This window comes from Rahnella rivi (assembly GCF_019049655.1).
GTDB lineage: Bacteria > Pseudomonadota > Gammaproteobacteria > Enterobacterales > Enterobacteriaceae > Rahnella > Rahnella rivi.
This window is the reverse complement of the sequence record NZ_JAFMOX010000055.1, coordinates 12142-31517: the sequence shown is the minus strand read 5'-3', so window position 1 is coordinate 31517 and position 19376 is coordinate 12142. Positions and strand designations below refer to the sequence as shown.

Annotated in this window: 21 protein-coding genes and 1 pseudogene; 8 read left to right on the top strand and 14 right to left on the bottom strand. The window is 50.9% G+C overall.

Annotated elements, in window-relative coordinates:
* Positions 1 to 23: 23 nt before the first annotated feature.
* The 3 genes from tus to J1779_RS09085 all read right to left on the bottom strand — a co-directional run bounded on the left by tus (position 24) and on the right by J1779_RS09085 (position 2468).
* Positions 24 to 959: a DNA replication terminus site-binding protein gene (gene tus, locus J1779_RS09095; protein WP_056770569.1), complete on the bottom strand. Its 936-nt coding sequence runs from the start codon at positions 957 to 959 to the stop codon at positions 24 to 26.
* Between the two features lie 188 nt (positions 960 to 1147).
* Positions 1148 to 1732, bottom strand: a complete 585-nt coding sequence (locus J1779_RS09090; RefSeq protein ID WP_217203604.1) for a flavodoxin — start codon at positions 1730 to 1732, stop codon at positions 1148 to 1150.
* Between the two features lie 10 nt (positions 1733 to 1742).
* Entirely contained in the window at positions 1743 to 2468 is a 726-nt protein-coding gene (locus tag J1779_RS09085) for a carboxymuconolactone decarboxylase family protein (RefSeq protein WP_338019856.1), read from the bottom strand.
* 211 nt (positions 2469 to 2679) lie between these two features.
* Between J1779_RS09085 and J1779_RS09080 the strand changes: the two genes are divergently transcribed.
* Positions 2680 to 3249, top strand: coding sequence for a DNA-3-methyladenine glycosylase I (locus tag J1779_RS09080; protein ID WP_056770577.1), 570 nt, complete (start codon positions 2680 to 2682; stop codon positions 3247 to 3249).
* 19 nt (positions 3250 to 3268) lie between these two features.
* Here J1779_RS09080 and J1779_RS09075 read toward each other — a convergent pair whose 3' ends face one another.
* Complete coding sequence (locus tag J1779_RS09075) at positions 3269 to 4225, bottom strand: GlxA family transcriptional regulator (protein ID WP_217203602.1); 957 nt, start codon at positions 4223 to 4225, stop codon at positions 3269 to 3271.
* A gap of 115 nt (positions 4226 to 4340) precedes the next feature.
* On the opposite strand from J1779_RS09075, the gene J1779_RS09070 reads away from it, so the two are divergent.
* Positions 4341 to 4982: an HD domain-containing protein gene (locus tag J1779_RS09070; protein WP_217203601.1), complete on the top strand. Its 642-nt coding sequence runs from the start codon at positions 4341 to 4343 to the stop codon at positions 4980 to 4982.
* A gap of 44 nt (positions 4983 to 5026) precedes the next feature.
* Here J1779_RS09070 and yqfB read toward each other — a convergent pair whose 3' ends face one another.
* From yqfB to J1779_RS09050, 4 genes are all read right to left on the bottom strand, one after another.
* Entirely contained in the window at positions 5027 to 5332 is a 306-nt protein-coding gene (gene yqfB / locus J1779_RS09065) for a N(4)-acetylcytidine aminohydrolase (RefSeq protein WP_217203600.1), read from the bottom strand.
* 157 nt (positions 5333 to 5489) lie between these two features.
* Positions 5490 to 5915, bottom strand: a complete 426-nt coding sequence (gene arsC, locus J1779_RS09060; RefSeq protein ID WP_217203599.1) for a glutaredoxin-dependent arsenate reductase — start codon at positions 5913 to 5915, stop codon at positions 5490 to 5492.
* A 58-nt stretch (positions 5916 to 5973) separates the two neighbouring features.
* A complete protein-coding gene (locus tag J1779_RS09055) occupies positions 5974 to 7263 on the bottom strand; it encodes an arsenic transporter (protein WP_217203598.1) in 1290 nt (429 codons plus the stop codon).
* Between the two features lie 45 nt (positions 7264 to 7308).
* Entirely contained in the window at positions 7309 to 7629 is a 321-nt protein-coding gene (locus J1779_RS09050; protein WP_217203597.1) for a metalloregulator ArsR/SmtB family transcription factor, read from the bottom strand.
* A gap of 87 nt (positions 7630 to 7716) precedes the next feature.
* On the opposite strand from J1779_RS09050, the gene arsH reads away from it, so the two are divergent.
* A complete protein-coding gene (gene arsH / locus J1779_RS09045; RefSeq protein WP_217203596.1) occupies positions 7717 to 8421 on the top strand; it encodes an arsenical resistance protein ArsH in 705 nt (234 codons plus the stop codon).
* A gap of 189 nt (positions 8422 to 8610) precedes the next feature.
* On the opposite strand, the gene J1779_RS09040 is transcribed toward arsH, so the two are convergent.
* The 4 genes and pseudogenes from J1779_RS09040 to J1779_RS09025 form a co-directional block, all read right to left on the bottom strand.
* Complete coding sequence (locus tag J1779_RS09040) at positions 8611 to 9876, bottom strand: HEPN domain-containing protein (protein WP_217203595.1); 1266 nt, start codon at positions 9874 to 9876, stop codon at positions 8611 to 8613.
* A 116-nt stretch (positions 9877 to 9992) separates the two neighbouring features.
* Positions 9993 to 10515 (bottom strand): annotated as a pseudogene (locus J1779_RS09035) (ISNCY family transposase); the annotation flags it as partial.
* Positions 10516 to 10731: 216 nt separating this feature from the next.
* Complete coding sequence (locus tag J1779_RS09030; protein WP_217203594.1) at positions 10732 to 11100, bottom strand: cupin domain-containing protein; 369 nt, start codon at positions 11098 to 11100, stop codon at positions 10732 to 10734.
* A gap of 128 nt (positions 11101 to 11228) precedes the next feature.
* Positions 11229 to 11834 carry a transglycosylase SLT domain-containing protein gene (locus J1779_RS09025; RefSeq protein ID WP_056770600.1) on the bottom strand — a complete coding sequence of 202 codons (606 nt, stop codon included), beginning with the start codon at positions 11832 to 11834 and terminating at the stop codon, positions 11229 to 11231.
* Between the two features lie 208 nt (positions 11835 to 12042).
* Here J1779_RS09025 and J1779_RS09020 point away from each other — a divergent pair, with 208 nt between their 5' ends.
* Entirely contained in the window at positions 12043 to 13020 is a 978-nt protein-coding gene (locus J1779_RS09020; protein WP_217203593.1) for a GlxA family transcriptional regulator, read from the top strand.
* A gap of 78 nt (positions 13021 to 13098) precedes the next feature.
* Positions 13099 to 14109, top strand: a complete 1011-nt coding sequence (gene gap, locus J1779_RS09015; RefSeq protein ID WP_056770608.1) for a type I glyceraldehyde-3-phosphate dehydrogenase — start codon at positions 13099 to 13101, stop codon at positions 14107 to 14109.
* Positions 14110 to 14264: 155 nt separating this feature from the next.
* Here gap and J1779_RS09010 read toward each other — a convergent pair whose 3' ends face one another.
* Entirely contained in the window at positions 14265 to 14678 is a 414-nt protein-coding gene (locus J1779_RS09010) for a VOC family protein (protein WP_217203592.1), read from the bottom strand.
* A gap of 200 nt (positions 14679 to 14878) precedes the next feature.
* Between J1779_RS09010 and J1779_RS09005 the strand changes: the two genes are divergently transcribed.
* The 3 genes from J1779_RS09005 (at position 14879) to J1779_RS08995 (ending at position 18351) form a co-directional block, all read left to right on the top strand.
* Positions 14879 to 15337 (top strand): MarR family winged helix-turn-helix transcriptional regulator, encoded by a 459-nt coding sequence (locus J1779_RS09005; protein WP_136376499.1) that lies wholly within the window; start codon positions 14879 to 14881, stop codon positions 15335 to 15337.
* A gap of 189 nt (positions 15338 to 15526) precedes the next feature.
* On the top strand, positions 15527 to 17254 hold the full coding sequence (locus J1779_RS09000; protein ID WP_217203591.1) for an MFS transporter: 1728 nt from the start codon (positions 15527 to 15529) through the stop codon (positions 17252 to 17254).
* A gap of 47 nt (positions 17255 to 17301) precedes the next feature.
* Positions 17302 to 18351 carry an HlyD family secretion protein gene (locus J1779_RS08995; protein ID WP_217203590.1) on the top strand — a complete coding sequence of 350 codons (1050 nt, stop codon included), beginning with the start codon at positions 17302 to 17304 and terminating at the stop codon, positions 18349 to 18351.
* On the opposite strand, the gene J1779_RS08990 is transcribed toward J1779_RS08995, so the two are convergent.
* Complete coding sequence (locus tag J1779_RS08990) at positions 18352 to 19365, bottom strand: isopenicillin N synthase family dioxygenase (protein WP_056770626.1); 1014 nt, start codon at positions 19363 to 19365, stop codon at positions 18352 to 18354.
* Between the last annotated feature and the right edge of the window lie 11 nt (positions 19366 to 19376).

Sequence of the window (19376 nt, the reverse complement as noted above, 5' to 3'; positions counted from 1 at the left end):
CCGGCTTGCCGGACCTTTTTCATTTATAGCGGGTGGTCGGTGTATAAATGCAGGCGTTTGATCAGCAGGCTCAGCGGCTGAGACTGCGGTTTGTACTTGTGTTTGATGGCGGTGACGTCGTAATCCGGCAATTCGCCTAGCTTCGGTACCTGCATCATCGGCGTACGCAGACACAATGCGATCAGCGGCAGCGGGCAGGGGTGTTGCACCTGTTTCTGACTGTTGCGATACCACACGCGGGCAATGGGCTGAACTTTCACCGGACGTTTAAATTTCAGCGCGGCATGTTCCGGTAGCCGTTTCACATCAATCATTTCGCGGTTGATATTTTCCATCCACTGTTCACGGGTATACGGCGACACGGCGCGTCCGGCATTGAGGCTTTTTTCCAGCATCGCCAGCACTTCGTCCCGGCTGACATTCTTAATAATGTGCTTGTTGGCCCAGCCAAAGCGCACCGAATCCGGGTCATTTAAAAAGGTCACGGAACGATAGGCGTTGAGGGTAATCAGGCCGCGCAAATGGGTGTGCACAAACTCGAAACGCTGTTCGCGCGCCAGCCCGGATTCAACGGTGACGATGTGCTCAAGTTCAGCCTTGAGTTTGTTCACTTCTTCGATCAGCAGCAGGGCAGACTGGTGCTCTGCGGGGTCAACGGCATAGCAAAGCACGCCGGGCAACCGGACCGCGGATTTGCTGCTGATATTCTCGTTATTATGATGAATGAACAGCCGCTGGAAATGCTGCAACGCCATCTCCTGCGCGGCTTCACCGAGATAAGGGGTGACAGAAATCTTATCCGCAGGATTATGTTCTTCGCCTTTGGCGATGTCCGGCAAGGCAAACACCCGTGCCTGCAGTAATTCCAGCCTGCTCAGGAAATTCCCCAGGTCGTGCAACGCCATTTCCAGCTCGTTAAAACAGCCATTCATACGAGCGATCAAATCATAATCTGCCATATCCCCTCCGGTTAGTTACAACATACAGTGTAGGGTATTATGATTAAATGTGCACACTTAACCTTCGGGGAAATGTGCAGCGGTTGTTTTTAAAGCGCCTGGGAGGGAAATCAAGGGAGTGTAAAAACCGAGGTTAATCAGCAGGGCTCATGAATATTTGCTGAACCCTGCCGGTGGTTCATGAAACTTCAGTTGCGTATCGTCTCTAACCAGCCGTTGACTGTCTCCGTCGTTCTTCGTTCCTGATCGCATTCAATGACCAGCGGTTTTTCCCGGCGAGCGGTGGGGGCAAGGCTTACAAGAATATCGTCGCTGTCACCTTTGCCGTAACCGCCGTGGGTAATGAAGGGGATGATTAATTTGCCTGCAAGGTTATGGCTGCTGAGGAATGTTTGCACCACGGGCGGTACGCTGGTTCCCCAGATGGGAAAGCCTAAATACAGGGTTTCATAGCGTTCGATATCAGCGACGCTCTTTTTTAATGCCGGTTTGATTCCCCCGGTACGCTCATTTTTCGCCAGTTCAACGGTCTGAAAATAGTCTTCCGGATAAGGCGTGGCCGGTTCGATTTCAAACAGATCCGTTTTCAGACTGCGATGGATGACGCCTGCGATGACCCGTGTATTCCCGCTGCGGGAAAAGTACGCCACCAGAATGCGGCTCTTGCCCTGAACATTTGCAGTGCCGGTCGTTGCTGACGCCAGAGAGACATTTCCAAGCGTCAGGCTGGCAAAGGCTGTGATCAACATTCTGCGGGTGGAATCATGCTCCATAACGCGTCCTCTATTGGCTCGCCAGCGCCTGCTTCAGCGCCTTTTCAGCTCGCATCGCGGCTTCATTTTCCCCATGGTCCCGCAGAACCATTGCCAGCTGATGCAATTGTGATGCCGTCAGGCCGACCCGCATGCTTGCAAGAATATGGGATAACAGCTGCGCTTCAACGCCCGGCGTGGCCGCTAATGCGCCAACCGTTGCCAGTTCGCGGCTTTGCCAGTCAAGGTTATCCCTGGCGAAAATGTCGCCGAACAGATGTGTTTGCAGGAACTGGTTAATAACCGGCGCAAAATCAAAGAGTGGCCCCTGAACCGGAGCGCCTGAGATTTTGGTCTGATTCGCGGTACCGACCCGGAGAAGCTCATCCCCGGTAGGGACAGGGGAGACAGGCGCTTTGCCCTCCACGTCTTCGATGCCGCGTTGTTTACGTGCTTCAACGACCTTCATCAGTTCATTCAGCGCGTTCAGGCTGCGAGGAAAACCGGTATAGGCATAGAGCTGGACGAGAATTTCTTTGGCTTCGTTAATCGTGATCCCTGCATCCAGCCCCTGATTCAGCGCTGAATTCAGCTTATCCATCTGACTGGCGGCCATCGATGCCGCCATCAGGGGAATGGCCTGTTGACGAGCAGATAGCGTCTCGGAAACGGTGTGTTGAGTCATGTCTGTAGCTCCTTTCGTGACGGGTGCCGCGGGGGCAAAAAGTAGACGTCTTCTGCGATAAAAATATCTAATCCGTCTCTGTTGAAATCCCGGCGGGGTATCGGTTTACCCGGTATTTTCATTCAGATTAACGGAGACGGGATGAAAGATAATTACGCCCGGTAAATAGCCGCTATGAATGAAATTCATAAAACCACAGGGGCGTATGAGGGTTATTTTTTCCCTGAATAATGAAGACCGTTCTCGGGTAGACTACGCAAAACCCATCAGCCCGAGTTCCGCCATGACCATTGCTCCCGTCCGTTGTCCCTGGAATCTCCAGGACGATCTTATGATTCACTACCACGACACCGAATGGGGTAAACCCGTGCGCGACAGCCGTGCGTTGTGGGAAAAACTGATGCTGGATGGCTTTCAGGCGGGGCTGTCCTGGCGGATTGTGCTGAAAAAACGTGAGGCATTGCGTCTCGCGTTCTGCCAGTTTGAGCCGGAAAAAGTCGCTGAATTCACCGAAGATGATATCGAAAAGCTGATGAACAACGCCGATATCATCCGCTCACGCAGTAAAATTACGGCGGTGATAAACAATGCGCGGGTTTATCTGGCAATGCAGCAGGCCGGCGAAGATTTCGGTGAGTGGATCTGGACGCAGATCGGCGGTAAAGCCATTCAGCATGTGGGGCCGGTGCCCACCAAAGATGCGCTGTCAGAACGTATTTCGAAAGACCTGAAAAAGCGCGGTTTTAAGTTTGTCGGTCCGACAATTGTTTATGCCTGGATGGAAGCCACCGGCCTTATCAACACTCACCGTCCTGAGTGTTTCAGGCGGGCGCAGGTTGCCGCAGAGGCCTGATTTATTAGGCTATAGTGAGTCACACAAACTGTTTTTGATATTGTGACGGTGTCACGTTAAGTTTGCGCATAAAGGCCCGTCGTAAGATATCCACGCTGGAAAATCCGCATTGCGAGGCAATCTGTTTCATGGCCAGACCGCCGGTTTCGAGCAGCTGGCGGGCATGAAATACCCGTTGCTGTTCCAGCCATTCTGCCGGTGATTGTTTCATTTCCTGATTAAATAACCGCGTGACGTGGCGGGCACTCAGCCCCATGTGTTGTGCCAGCGTGCTGACATTGTGCGGCTGGTCCAGGGAACTCAGCACCCAGCGCTGAACATCCTGCAACGCGGCGCGGCCACTCAGCGATGCCTGACCGTGACGGCTGAACTGAAGCTGCCCGCCTGGGCGTTTGAAGAACATCACCAGCTGAGCGGCGACATTGCGCGCCGTTTCCCGCCCGAGATCTTCCTCAACCATACTTAACGCCATATCCAGCCCGGACGTCACACCGGCAGCGGTGCGCAGTTCGCCGTCCGCGATAAAAATAGCGTCTGCTTCGACACACACCCGTGGATATTCCTGACTCAGTTTTTCCGCAACCGCCCAGTGAGTGGTCACGCGGCGGTTATCCAGCAGTCCTGCGGCGGCAAGCAACAAAGCTCCGCTGCACACTGAGCCAAAACGCTGTGCATGTTGGCTCCAGCGACAGAGATTGTGCTTTAAAGCATCGTCGCTCAAAAACGTGTTCAGTGAAGGCGCACCGGCGACCAGAAAGGTATCGAGATTATCGGGAAGCGGGGCGTCCAGAATCATGTCGGCCAGGATCCGGGTGCCTGAAGACGAAGTAACGATCGGGTCGTTTATCGCCATCACGCTGAGTTTATACACTTCGCGGCCACGCTGCTGATTGGCCTCGGCGAAAACATCCATCGGGCCGGAAACGTCCAGCATCTGTACGCCGGGGACGGCCAGAATAATGATGTGTTTGGGCATTGATCGTTTTCCTGTCGCAGAACGGCGTAATGTCTTAAATCGTATTACTACGTCGATTGATGACATTCATCCTGCGGCTTACGCTGGGTTTATGCAATCCCACAGGAGAAATATCATGAGTCTCACAATTAATGGCATCCGTATCCCTGACAGCAAAATGTGCCGCGAAGCCACAGAACGGGTTCGCGATAGCGAATCGGAATTGCTGTTTCATCATTCCAGCCGGGTGTATTACTGGGCCGCGCTCGCCGGGCAGGCTCGTCAGTTAAACGTTGATCACGAGTTACTTTATATTGGCTGCATGTTCCATGACATGGGGCTGACCCACGAACACTGCAGCTGTGATAAACGTTTTGAAGTGGACGGCGCCAATACCGCGCGGGAATTCATGCAGCAATATGGCATCAGCGGGCAGGACATCGACAAAGTCTGGACCGCCATCGCACTGCATACCACGCCCGGTATACCCGAGTTTATGGAGCCGGTGATCGCGCTGGTTACGGCAGGAGTGGAAATGGACGTGCTGGGCATCAATTATCAGGCGTATGAAGAGGACGTTCGCCATGCGGTGGTGAATACACATCCACGCACGGCGACATTTAAAGAAGATATTATTCAGGCATTTTATGACGGCATAAAAAATAAGCCGCAAACGACCTTCGGTAATGTAAAAGCAGACGTTATTGCAGATAAAGAACCTGAATTTATCAGGGGGAATTTCTGTTCCATTATCCGTCAGTCACGCTGGCAGGGCTGAAGAAGAGCAGGGCGCGCCGGTTTCAGCACGGCGCGTTTTTAGCGTCAAATAAGGCGAAACTCGAGCATAAACAGTTCTTTCAGCCCCGGATAAATCTCGCCGATGACCTGTTTCAGTTCCGGCAACGTCATATTTTCCTGCAACGCATGGGTATCATTTAGCGCGTCAAATTGCACCGGCGTCACATTGATAATCTCGATATTGCAGAAAAAAACATTATCTTCATAACGGCTTACCCGCACCTTATCACCGGCTGAAAAGTTTGCATCGCTGGCTTCGCGCAGTGTAATCGTTTTACGGCCTGCAAGAATATCCGCCTCAAAGCGACCATAAAAAGTGATGTTTTTCATAACCATCCCCGGTTATCCATTGACGTTCCTGTGAGCCGATGAGTGACGTTAATTGGCTCATTATACGAGCCGAATAAGGATTGTAAACGGCTCATAAATGGGTCTGACAAACAAATGTTCCGGTAAACACCCATGGCTTGTACGAGAAAAGTGACTTTCAGATCAGCCGATGACCCTCTTTATCAACAACTTTTTCGCCGTCTTCTTTTGTGAACGCTGCTTTTTGAAATTCCGGAAGTATGTCGAGTACCATCTCTGATGGTCGACATAACAATGTCCCAAGTGGCGTGACCACAACGGGACGATTCATCAGAATTGGGTGAGCGAGTATGGCGTCGATCAGTTCATCATCAGTGAGTGTATTTTTATCAAGTTCTAACTGTTCATAAGGCTCTGTATTTTTACGCAGCAATGCCCGAACTGTGATCCCCATATCTGTAATCAGTTTTATAAGATCCTCGCGGGTAGGTGGTGTTTCCAGATACAGAATAACCGAGGGTTCAATCCCACTGTTGCGGATCATCTCAAGGGTATTGCGTGATGTCCCGCAGGCAGGATTATGATAAATAGTCACATTGCTCATAGTCATGATCTCTGGTTGAACCCCGGAAGCGACTCATTCCGGGGTTATGAGTTAATAGTCAGTGTGATACAGACAGCCGCAGTGCCAGTGCTACCAGCGTGACAAACAGTACGGGGATCGTCATGACAATCCCCACCCGGAAGTAATATCCCCAGGTAATTTTGATGTTTTTCTGCGAAAGAACATGCAGCCACAGCAATGTTGCCAGGCTTCCGATAGGGGTGATTTTAGGCCCCAGATCGCTACCGATGACGTTGGCGTAAATCATCGCTTCTTTGATAACACCGGTTGCTGTACTGCCATTAATCGACAGTGCCCCGACCAGCACGGTCGGCATATTGTTCATTACAGAGGACAGGAAGGCTGTAAGGAAGCCAGTACCCAGCGTTGCCGCCCATAATCCTTGCTCTGCCAGCTGATTCAGCACAGATGAAAGATAATCGGTCAGTCCGGCGTTTCGTAATCCGTAGACCACCAGGTACATACCCAGCGAGAAAATAACGATTTGCCATGGCGCACCTCGTAACACCTTGCCTGTGTTAATGGCATGACCTTTCTTCGCCACAGCAAACAGGAGCAGGGCACCAACAGCCGCGACCAGACTGACAGGAACGCCCAGCGGCTCCAGTCCGAAGAACCCCACCAGAAGCAAAACCAGAACCAGCCAGCCGGTTTTAAAAGTCTCGAAATCACGGATCGCATCTTTCGGTTCTTTCAGCAGGGAAACGTCGTAAACGGCAGGAATGTCTTTGCGGAAATACAGATGCAACATCACAAGCGTAGTCGCAATGGCCGCCAGGTTTACCGGCACCATCACGGCTGCATATTCAGAGAAACCAAGCTTAAAGAAATCCGCTGAGACGATGTTCACCAGATTCGAGACAATCAGCGGCAGGCTGGCCGTGTCAGCGATAAACCCTGCGGCCATGACAAAGGCTAAGGTTGATCCCTGGCTGAATCCCAACGCAAGCAGCATCGCGATGACGATAGGTGTCAGGATCAGTGCGGCACCGTCGTTGGCGAACAGTGCGGCGACCATCGCGCCAAGCAGAACAATCCAGGTAAAGAGCAACCGGCCCCGGCCATTTCCCCAACGCGCAACGTGCAATGCGGCCCATTCAAAGAAACCGGATTCATCGAGTAAAAGACTGATGATGATCACAGCAATAAAGGTGGCAGTCGCATTCCAAACTATCTGCCAAACCACCGGAATATCCCCCAGGTGAACGACGCCAGTCAGCAATGCCAGACCTGCGCCCAGCATGGCACTCCAGCCAATCCCCAGTCCACGGGGTTGCCAGATAACCAGGACGAGCGTAAACAAAAAGATAACACCAGCCAGTAACATCAGAAACCCCATTCATATTTGTTTATTCGTATATATACATCGACTTTAGCACGAGGACGATGCTGCGCTATGGAGCTTGTTGCGTATGTGTTCGCGTTCACAGTTCCAGGCTATGTCAATGATTCCGGCAGCCCATGCAGGCATATGGGGTGACAGTCGGTAATGCACCCATTTTCCTTCACGGCGGTCAATGACCAGCTCTGACTCACGCAAAAGAGCCATGTGGCGGGAAATTTTCGGCTGAGACTCGTTTGTGGCACCACAGATGTCACAGACGCACATTTCTCCTGATTCCCTGAGGAGCAGTAAGATAGTCGAACGGGTTTCATCGGCGAGCAGTTTAAAAAGCTGAACAGGCTGTAGCATGCTTAACCTCGTTAAAAATTAACAATACATATGATATTTCATATGTGATAAGTTTTAAAGCATAGCTTACAAGAGAGAGAGTTTTTTATGACGCACTTACCAGCAATAGAACCGGGGTGCTTTGATGAGGCCATTACCAGTCATCTACTGGACGGCGCTGAGACCATGCCGCGTATTCTTATCCTTTACGGATCGGTACGAGAACGCTCCTACAGCCGTTTTGCAGCAGAAGAGGCGGGGCGGTTGCTGGCAAGGATAGGCGCTGAGGTGAAAATATTTAATCCATCTGGCCTGCCGTTACCTGATGATGCGCCGGACAGTCACCCTAAAGTGCTTGAACTCCGAGAACTGGTCAGGTGGTGTGATGGAATGGTCTGGAGCTCTCCGGAAAGACATGGAGCCATGAGTTCGGTGATGAAGGCCCAGATTGACTGGATACCCTTGAGTGAAGGTGCTGTTCGTCCGTCCCAAGGTAAAACGCTGGCCGTGATGCAGGTTTGTGGCGGCTCACAGTCATTTAACACGGTAAATCAGATGCGGATACTTGGCCGCTGGATGCGTATGTTCACCATTCCCAATCAGTCGTCAGTGCCAAAGGCATGGCAGGAATTTGATGATGAAGGACGCATGAAACCCTCAGCCTGGTATGACAGAATTGTGGACGTTGCCGAAGAGTTATTCAAAATTACGTTAATCCTGAAAGGGCATGCAGGTTATCTGGCGGACCGCTACAGCGAAAGGAAAGAAAGCCATCAGGAGCTTTCTACAAGGATCAATCAGGCAAAAATCTGACAGGCAGACAGGCCCGGATGAATTACCGGGCTTTAGAAAGAACGACAATAAAACGGACATTTGAAATGAGACATAAGCGGACATTTCAATTTAGCTACTACAGCTTCTGTCAATGCAGTTTTAAAGTGTCACCTCTTTGGGCAAAGTAAAAGTGACACTCAAACTGATATGATAGTTGCCTTGGTAGCTCTAATATTGATCTGGGTTTTTAGATAGTTTATCTACATACTCCACTAACAGCCTTTTAGCTAAGTCATAGGATTTTATAGAAATATCAAACAGTTCTTCTTCTTTTTTTAAAAAACCAGTATGTACTAATTGAGATCTGTAATCATACAGTTTATAAAATAACTCTGCATCCCTTCTCCCTAATGTCGTATGAACAAGCTTTTTACAACTTTTACTGATGTATTGAAATTTCAAAGAATTTAATCCCTTTTCAAGAGAAGCTTTAGTATTATCATCAATATCCATTTTATTCATAATATTTGTTAAAAACTCTATTGTTTTAACCTCATTTTCGTCGCGAAGAACTCTATCCGTTAATACCTCTATAGCGGTCATCGACAAAATAATTCTATTTATGAGTGACTCATCAAAAAGAGCGGTTGTGAGCATAGATGTCGCTATTTTAATTTTTTTAAATTTATTACCTGCGGCGAAAATGTTTTCCATTCGTCTATAATGCTGGTTAAAGTATATATCAAATTTATCCGCATTCACCGGTTCAATTTCTTGAGTTGCTTTAGTGTCCCATGCAGTAGATTTGTCTGGAAAAACATGAACTCCGAATTTATCGCTCCAATGAATTAAAGGTATCTCATAATAATCCCCATCACTTTTTATATGCTGCTGTATAAAATAGCTTTCTGATTCTCTCTTGGCCTTTTCTAGTAAGGATGAAGATGCTAAATTATCAGGATATGCAATGCCTATTCCTATTTCGGCAAATGACAAAATTAATGCCTGTTCAACTCTTCTTGAATCAATGGCTATATCTTTATAACTTAAACCTTCTAACCGCCTCAATCTCAGGATGCTTTTGTCTTTCAATGAACTACCATCGTCCGATTCTATAATGAACTTATTTAAAAAGAGTATTGAATCACTATCAATACCAAGAGGCCTTGAAATCTGAAATCTAATATAAAAATTAAAGGTACCTAAATCAGATTGTGTTTCATTTTCTTCATTGTCAATTGATTCATCTAATGCTGATGCGCCAAACGATTCAGCAATCTCACCAAAGAGTTCTCTATCAGCATCATCAACCTGATCGAGAAAATTTTGTGTCGCACTATTTATCAGATCCGATACTTGTTCTTCGGATAAATTTTCTTTTTCAGATATCCCCATCAGTTTTGACGGTAATTTTTCAAAAAGCTGTATTAAATCAGACCTGTGAAAAGGAGTGCTGATTTCAATTCCAAAAAGCTCAACAACAGAATTTTTCATTATAAAAACACCTATGTATACGTAAAATTTGAATTTTTAATCTAGGGGTATTGCATGTTAGTATATAATTCAAAGCTCACAATCATGATTCTTCTATATTACGCAAAGATTTAATTCTATTTTTTTGAACTTGCTACAAACAAGCTTGGGTCTGCCAGAACGGGATTGATTGCTCGAAGTTGTTCCTGGACGCGCACCTGAGCCTTACGGCTGGGGGACTTCTTGCTTCTTTCCCGTTTGCCTTCACTTTCCCGCTCATCCTGTTTTATCTGAGCCAGTCTGAGTACTGTCCCGAGCCGTTTATTATCAATAATCTGCCCCTGATCGACACAGGCCAGCTTATCGAATGCCTGACACTCAAGGCTCCGATGTCCGTAGTGGAAGGCGAGGGTGCCATCGGGATAATCCAGCACTTTAATTTTCTCACCGGCAAGACGGCTGTTTTCTTCTGTTGGGTCCATGAGATAAAGGATCTTATCGTACTGGAATGTCAGTGATTTCGACACGGTACGAACATCATGCCAGGCAAAGATGTCTCTTAACTCATCGGAGTTCTCCTGCACTGGACGATGCAAATATTTCTTTTATTAGCCGATCCTGAAGAGTCTGATTCGCACGTTCCACGCGGCCTTTAGCTTCAAGCCTGTATCACCGGCAAACGGTGGATCTCTTTATCTGAAATGGTCACCAACATCGGTTGAGTCCCTTAGAATTGTATTCAGCTTAGCTTACTCTAAGGTGACGTTTCTATCTGGATAAAAAGTGACATTATCAAATGGGACTTACAGCTTTGGTGCGTATAATCATGATTATGTTAAATAGTAACTGCATTATCGCTTTCCATCCTTTAACCCGTTACCGTGACACCTCACCTGCCTTACTCTCTGGTTTTTCATCACCATAATGAATGGCCAGCCAGATCGTGGTTTCTTTCGCGTCTGTCCATTCGACGCGATGTTTACAGTATGCGGGAATATTCATAAAGTCCCCGGCTTGTAAAACACGTTCATCCGGTTCGTGCTCAAGTCGCAAACCTGCCGAACCTTGCAGCAGCATCACCCACTCGCTTTGTGGCTGGCAATACCAGAAATCCGGCGGGCTCGACTGACCGGTTGAAATGATCCGCTCGATGCGTACGTCTTGATGCGTTAACAAGGCTTCAAAGGATTCGGCATTTCGGCTGGCGACATCATGGGGAAAATCAGCAAACATATTACCTGTCATGAGATTTCCTCTTTATTGGCAAAAATTCGGCATGTGAAATGATCGCGCTACGTGAAATCTGAGAAATGAGCAGTACCATAATGCTGCAGATTTTACGTAGCGCACTCTCTGATGTGATGTGTTATTCGCTATAAACCCGCGTAAACTTTTTCAACTTTCGCCATGTATCTCGGCGCCTGCGCTGCCGGATGGTACTGACGGACATGCCAGTGAAATGCTTCCGGTGAAAGCTGGTTGATCAGGCTGATGGCGGTCTGGCGGTTGCTGGAAAATGTCCGCAGCAATGCGCCCGCGCCATTGGCATAAGCCACTTCTGTGGCGTAACGGCGTGTGACCGGATCATTAATCCAGTTTAGTTGCTGATGCTGTAATGCGCTGATATATGCCGTGCCCAAATCAATATTGGTTTCAGGATCCAGCAAATCATCATCGTCCGGGCAACCCCGTTTTCCTTTATAACGGTAAGCGTCGCAGCCGCTGGTAGAGGCTTTCAGTTGCATCAAACCGATGGCATTTGAAGGACTTACCGCTTTCGGATTGTAGCTGGATTCGACCTGAATAATGGCTTTCACCAGTTTTCGGTCAACTTTGTATTTGTCAGCGGCATCTTCAATTTCATCGTCAAAAGCGTGCGAGTCATATTTTTTATAGTGTGGTTTTCCCGAACAGCCAGCCAGGATCATCAGCATAATCAGTATGCCTGCGCGGGTCGGATTTTTGAGTAATGACGTCATGAAATACCCGTGTTTAGCTGGAGGGATTAATAGCGCAGACAAGATACCTCTATCGCCACGGAGGGTCATGTATTAATTGGCGTTTTTACAGAAATTGCGCCTGACTGACGGATGATTGTCCGCGAAATGCACCTCGCTGCGCCCTGCTCTTTTTGATTTTCAGGCAGCGTTCCTTGACTTATTTAGTACAAAAAGTATTTTTAATGCCATGCATACATTTCTGATTATCGTCCCCGACGGGGGCATGTTATTTGAAGCGGCCGGTATCGCCGATATTCTGATGCAGGCAAATCGACTGAGGTCTGAAGACGATCCAAAACCGGCTTATCAGGTCACGGTGGCAACAACGCAACCGCACCGCGTCGTTCATGGAGTTTCAGGGCTAAATCTGCTGGCCGATCATCGGTTGTGCGATCTCGACCCGCAGGTTCCGCGCGATACTGTCCTTATCACCGGCAAAGGCCTGACCGAAGAAGAAGGTTCGGATGTGGTTCAGTGGCTGAAGCGTGCGGCGCCTCATGCCGGACGCGTGGTGTCTATTTGCGGCGGCGCAATGTTGCTGGCTCAAACCGGGCTTCTTGATGGTCGCCACGCAACCACTCACTGGCGGCTACTCGATACTTTACAATCGACATACCCTTCCATCATTGTCGAGCGCGGGCCGATCTATGTTCAGGACGGCAACGTTTGGACGTCCGGCGGCGTCAGTTCAGGATTTGATCTCACCCTCGCCCTTATCGAGGATGATCACGGTTTCAGCCTGGCTCGCGATGTGGCACAGGATCTGGTGATGTTTCTGCGCAGGCCCGGCAATCAGGCTCAGTTCAGCCGGTACTTGTTAAATGAGGCCGCTGAAGGCCCTGTCCGCGATCTTCAATGTTGGCTACCGGAGAATCTCACGGCGGATTTGTCCGTGGAGAAAATGGCTGAACGTGTCGCCATGAGCCCGCGTAATTTCACCCGCGTCTTTACCCGTGAAACCGGCGTCACGCCGGCCAGATATGTCGAGGAGATCCGCCTGAATGCCGCCAGACAGAAACTGGAACAAACCACGCTGGGCATTGAACAGATTGCCCTGATGACCGGTTTCGGTGGCGGGTTGAATCTGCGCCGTGTTTTCGAACGAAATTTGCAACTTACCCCTTCTGAATATCGCGACCGTTTTTGCTCACGCAGATTGGCGTAAATAGATCTTTTATTGTCATTTACGCCATCATGCGACCGGCATACAGTGAATGCAGTTCCGTAAACTAAGGAGTGCATCATGGTCAACGTTGGTATCAATGGATTCGGCAGAATTGGTCGAAATGTCTTGCGCGCCGCTCTGGGACGCGATGACTTTCAGGTGGTGGCGATCAACGATCTCACCGACAGTAAAACCCTTGCCCATCTTCTTAAATATGATTCTCTCGCAGGCACGTTAAACGCCACCGTCGAAGCAGGCGAAGGCGAGTTACGGGTGGACGGCAAAACGGTTCGCGTATTCTCAGAAAGAGATCCGGCTGCGATTCCGTGGAGCAGCGCAGGGGTGGATATCGTGATTGAAGCCACCGGTTTCTTTACGGATAAAGCCAAAGCCGAAGTACACATTACGCACGGCGGCGCGAAGCGGGTGATCATTTCCGCACCGGGTAAGGATGAGGACATCACTCTCGTACTGGGCGTTAATGATGACCAGTATGACCCGGCTAAACACAAAGTCGTCAGCAATGGCAGTTGCACCACTAACGGTCTGGCTCCGGCGGCGCAGGTTCTTCATCAGACCTTCGGGATTGAGCATGGTTTGATGAATACCACCCACGCTTACACGAACAGTCAGGCGCTTCACGACCAGCCGGAAAAAGATTTACGCGGTGCGCGTGCCGCGGCTGTTTCGATTGTGCCGTATTCCAGCGGCGCGGCGAAGGCCATCGGTAAAGTGATCCCGGAACTCGCCGGGCGTATGACCGGTTATTCCCTGCGCGTACCGGTTCCGGTGGTATCGATTGTCGATCTGACGGTGAACCTGAAACGTGAAGCGACGGTTGAAGAAATCAATGCGGCGTTTCGTCAGGCGGCTGAATCCGGCCCGCTGAAAGGCATCCTCGGGTACAGTGATGAACCGCTTGTCTCGAGCGATTATCGTGGAGATCCGCGCTCTTCCATCATCGATGGGCTTTCCACCCTGGTTATCGGCGGCAAACTGGTGAAAATTTTGGCCTGGTACGATAACGAATGGGGATTCTCAAACCGCCTGGTCGATCTGGCGGTATTGATGGAAAAACGCGGTTTATAACCCTCTGTTTCTGCTAAACTTTATCAGGCAACACCATGGAATAAGCGTGTTGCCTGATATCACAGACGACGATGATAATTTAAAACGCCATAACTTGTATGTTGTAACTAAGCGGGTGCGTTTTCTTCAAATGCGCTGATGGAAGCCCTGCCCGTTTACTCGTCCTTCGGCCCGATATTCATAAACGGGTTATAGGCTATTTCCCACAGATGTCCGTCCGGATCGGCGAAATAGCCGGAATATCCGCCCCAGAACACTTTCTGGCCTGGTTTGATTAGCGTGCCTCCGGCTTTGACTGCCTGCCTGAGGATTGCATCCACCTTCGCTTCGCTGGCAACGGTTTGCGCCAGCGCCATACCGCGAAAACCTTCCCCGCTGGCGCTCACCTGTGCATCTTTCGCCAGCTCCTCCCACGGAAAAAGCGATAACCACGCCCCTGCCAGCTCAAAGAAACTCACTCCGTCAGAATCGATAACGACTTTTGGAAAGCCTAATCCGTGTTGATAAAACTCCGTGGCGACGGCCAAATCCTTAACGCCCAGCGTGATCATATTGATGACAGGTTGCATGATTTATTCTCCAGAGTAGGTCATATGTTTTTTTTATTGCTTTAAAAATAATACCTTTCTGAAACTGATAAACACAGATTATCGTCGCGATTTTATGCCTTCCTGTTGTCTCAAATTTTCACCTCATTCCTCTCTTTTGTGGCAAAAGTCACATATCCTGCTAACCTGACGCCATCAAAAGTACCGACTGTGAGGATCCTGTGACCACATTACACCCCCGCCCGGAAGCCGCTTCGCCTACCCTGCGCTTCCTCCCGGAAACCATTCATATTGGCCGTCAGTTACGCACTTACTGCGATGCCCGTTTCAAAACCATCGGGCTGACTCTCGCGCGCGGGCAGGTTTTATTGCATCTCGAAGCCGCCAACGGACGTTTGCCACAGGGCGAGCTGACGGCGTTGCTGGAAGTTGAGCACCCTACTGCAATCCGCCTGTTTGACAGCCTTGCACAACTGGGTCTGCTGGAACGTTGCCCTGGCGAAAACGATCGCCGTTCAAAAGACATCAAACTGACCGAAACCGGGACCGAACTGGCGAACCAGGTGCGCAGTATGACGGATGACATTTTAATTCGCGTTATGGAAGGCATTCCTGAAAACAACATCGCCGTCGCCCGTGACGTTCTCGCTGCTATTACTGCCAATATCGCCGCGCTTTGAGTGGCGTTTTCCCCTTTCCTGCCCCGTCGTTTTCTCCGCAATAATCACGCCTGTCATTGATTGGTTATTCGCTATTCGCATTTGTAAATATCACTGATATGAATAATTGAGCTAGACACATTTGAAATGCCTCACTACATTATGTAGCAAGCTACAAACTAGTTGGGTAACGACTTACATGGCACAACGATGACGACGCGTTCTGATTCTGATATCCGGCAGGACGCCGGTGAATTGACTCAACAGGATGCATCCGCCGCACAAGAGACGCCTGCGCTACCGGAAACCGCCTCGGTTCCGCCCTCCACGCACCATCCTTTTGCGGTGCAGGTCAGCCACTGGCTGATGCGTTTTCCGCGTCTGCGGATTGCGGTTTACGTGATGGCGTCGCTGATTATCGGTATGACGCAGGGGCTTGGCATCAACCTTGTTGGCTCAAATCTGCCGGGGATACAGGGATCGCTGGGCATTTCTAACGTGGAGAGTTACTGGCTGATCGCCGCGTACACCGCCACCAGCGTCACCGGCACTATTCTGCTGTACAAAATCCGCACCCAGTTCGGGTTCCGTCGTTTTGGTGAATACGGCCTGTTGTTCTTTGCGTTTGCGTCGATGGCGCAGATGTTTACCCATGACTTTCAGACGGCCGTGGCCGTGCGCGCCGTGATGGGTTTTGCGATGGCGTCGCTCGGGCCGCTGGCGTTGTTTTACATGTTTGAGATTTTCCCGCCCGCCAAAAAGCTTACGGCGGGATTATGTTTCGGGCTGGCGGGCAGCCAGATTTCGTTACCCATTTCCCGCATCATTTCGCCACATCTGCTCGATCTCGGGCACTGGCACCAGCTGACGATGCTGGAATCCGGGCTGTCGCTGATCTGTCTGGCGATCATCTGGATCCTGCCGCTGACGCATCCGCCACGGGTGAAAGTGTTCGAGCGCACCGACTGGATCAGTTATCCGCTGATTGCCACCGCCGTGGCCTGTATGTCGGTGGTGCTGACCATGGGCCGCTATTACTGGTGGCAGGAAAAAGCGTGGATTGGCGAAGTGCTGGTGGTCGGGATCATTGCACTGACGCTGTCGTTTATGGTCGAGCTGCGCCGTAAGAATCCAATTATCGATTTACGCTGGCTGATGACGCCGGAAATGTTGCTGTTTACCGGCTCAATGCTGTTCGTGCGCATGCTGCTTTCCGAACAAACCACCGGCATGGTGGGCTTTCTGAATCTGTTCGGATTGCTTAACGATCAGCTGGTGACGCTGTTCTGTATCATTCTGGCCGCGACCTTTGCCGGTCTGGTGTTCGTCAGCATCATCCACAAGGCGAACCGGATTGTTTACATCCATCTGTTTTCAATCGCGCTGATTGCCGTTGCGGCCTGGCTGGACGCCCATTCGACCACGGACACCCGCCCCGAACAGTTTTATCTGACTCAGGGCATGATTGCGTTTGGCGGCGCGATCTTCCTGCCGACCTCTTTGTGGCTCGGTTTTATCCGCGCACTGCAATACGGTCAGAGCCAGATCATCAGCTTCGTGCTGGTGTTTCTCTCGACGCAAAACGTCGGTGCGCAGGTGGGCGGCGCGTTTCTGGGGACGATTCAAATTCTGCGGGAGAAGTTTCACTCCAGCGTACTGACCGAAGGAATATCGCTGCAAAACCCGCTGGTGGTCGAGCGGCTTTCGCAATACAGCCATTTGCTGAAACCGTCTCTCAATGATGGCACACAACTGAGCGCCGAAGCGGTGATGCAACTGAGCCTGAAAGTGAGCCAGCAGGCCGGGCTGCTGGCCTACAACGATGTGTTTATGGTGGTGTTTTATATGTCGCTCGGCTGCTTTGCGATTCTCTGCGCGCACATTATTGCCGGCCGGATCCAGGACAAAAAACGCGAAGCCGCTGACGCGGTGGCGTAATTCATTCGTTTCTATTATCGAACTATAAGAGTAATGCGGGAAAAGTGATGAAAAATGTATTTCGTTATCCGTCGATTTGGGTGGTGCTTTGTCTTGGTATCGCTGGCGTGATGCTGGTGTTGTACAGCTGGCAGTTATTTCCGTTCAGCTCGCAGGTGGAATCCACCGATAACGCCTACGTGCGGGGCAATGTCACCCTGCTCAGCCCGCAGGTTTCGGGGTACATTACCGAGGTCAAAGTACAGGATTTCATGCCGGTGAAAAAAGGCGATCTGCTGTTTATGATCGACGACAGCACCTACCGTCAGGAGTTGTTGCAGGCTGAGGCTGCCGCCGCACAGCAACAGGTGACCTTGCAGAATTTTGAGCAAAATCGTGCCTCCAGCGCCGCAAGCCTGCAACTGGCCGAGGCCGAACTGCAAAGCGCAATGGCGGGCGAAAGCAAAGCCGCACTGGATACTGGCCGTAACAGTTCCCTGCTGGCAAAAGGTCTGGTGTCCAAAACCCTCGGTGATGAGTTACATGCGGCCCTGCTGACCAGCAAAGCCAGCGTCGCCAAAGCGCGGGCATCGGTCAATATCGCCCGTCAGGATCTGTCTCTGGTGGATGCTAATAAAGCGTCGCTGGCCGCCGCCCTGAAGGCCGCGCAGGCTAAGGTGGAAGTGGCGAAAATCAATCTGCTGCACACCCGGATTGTTGCGCCCTCTGATGGTCAGCTCGGCGAGATCAGCGCGCGTTTAGGCCAGTATGTGACAGCCGGGACGCAAATGACGTCGATCACACCGAAAATGGTCTGGGTGACCGCCAACTTTAAAGAGCGTCAGCTGGCCGCGATGACGGTCGGCACGCCGGCCTCGTTTACCGTGGATGCGCTTGACGATCATGCGTTTAAAGGCCATGTGGTGCGCATTGCCCCGGCGGCGGGGTCGGAATTCAGCGTACTGAAAGCCGACAACGCCACCGGTAACTTCACCAAAATCGCCCAGCGCATCGCGGTGCGGATTGAGCTGGAGCCTGGCCAGCCGCAGAGCGATCGCCTGCGGCCGGGGATGTCAGCGGTGGTCAGTATCGATACGGCACGTGCCCCGAAAATCTGATCAGCCGGTGACGTCGGCATAATAGCGCTGCGCCACGTCGGGATGTGAGCGCAGCCGCCCTTTCAGATAGTTGAAGCCCACATCGCGGAACAGCGGATTGAGGGGATCGCTGGCCTCACCGCGCGCTTCTTTCGCCAGTTCCGCAGGTAACGGAAACAGCGGTACCACGGCATCAAGCTGCGCGCCGAGGAAAAAGGCCAGCGATAAACGTTCACCGGCAGCAGGCGGAGACACCACGCGGTGCACCGTGGCGCGCAGATAGCCGTTAGTGGCGAGTTCGAGCAGTTCGCCGATATTCACCACCAGCGTACCCGGCACCGGCAAGGCGTCTACCCACTGATTTTCTTCCACTTCGACCTGCAATCCGCGCTGATCGTCCTGCAATAAGAAACTGAGAAATCCTGAATCTTTGTGTGCACCGACGCCCTGATTGCCCTCGCCCTCCGGCCTCCCCGGATAGCGGATCAGCTTAATATGTTCATTGGGTTTTTCGCCATACAGCGGATCAAAGGCGTTTTCCGGCAGTTTCAGCGCCAGGGCAAAAGCACGCAGTAAACGCAATGACATGGCCGTCATTTCACGCTGCCAGCGCAGCAGCAACGGCCTCAGCTCAGGTAACGCCTGTGGCCACTGATTCGGCCCCTGCAATCTGGCCCATGCCGGTGTGCGTTCACTGACCGGCAATACTGGCCGCTCTGCGCCGAGATCAAACTGTTCCCGCCAGTCCGGCTGGCCGCGCGTAATTTCAGACGCCGCGCGGTTATAGCCGCGAAAATGTGAAGAGTTGATCATCGCCACGGAGAGCTTTTCTTCTTCCGGCAACGCAAAGAACTGGCGTGAGGCGTTTTGCACATCACTCAACAACGTGGCATCAACGCCGTGGTTTTTAAGATAGAAGAAGCCGATCTCGCGGGCGGCATAACGCAACTCTGACAGAAAGGTTTCGCGCTGTTCCGGTGAGCCGGAGAACTGGCTGAAGTCGATCAGAGGGATAGTGCTTGAAGGCTGGCTCATTGCTCACTCCG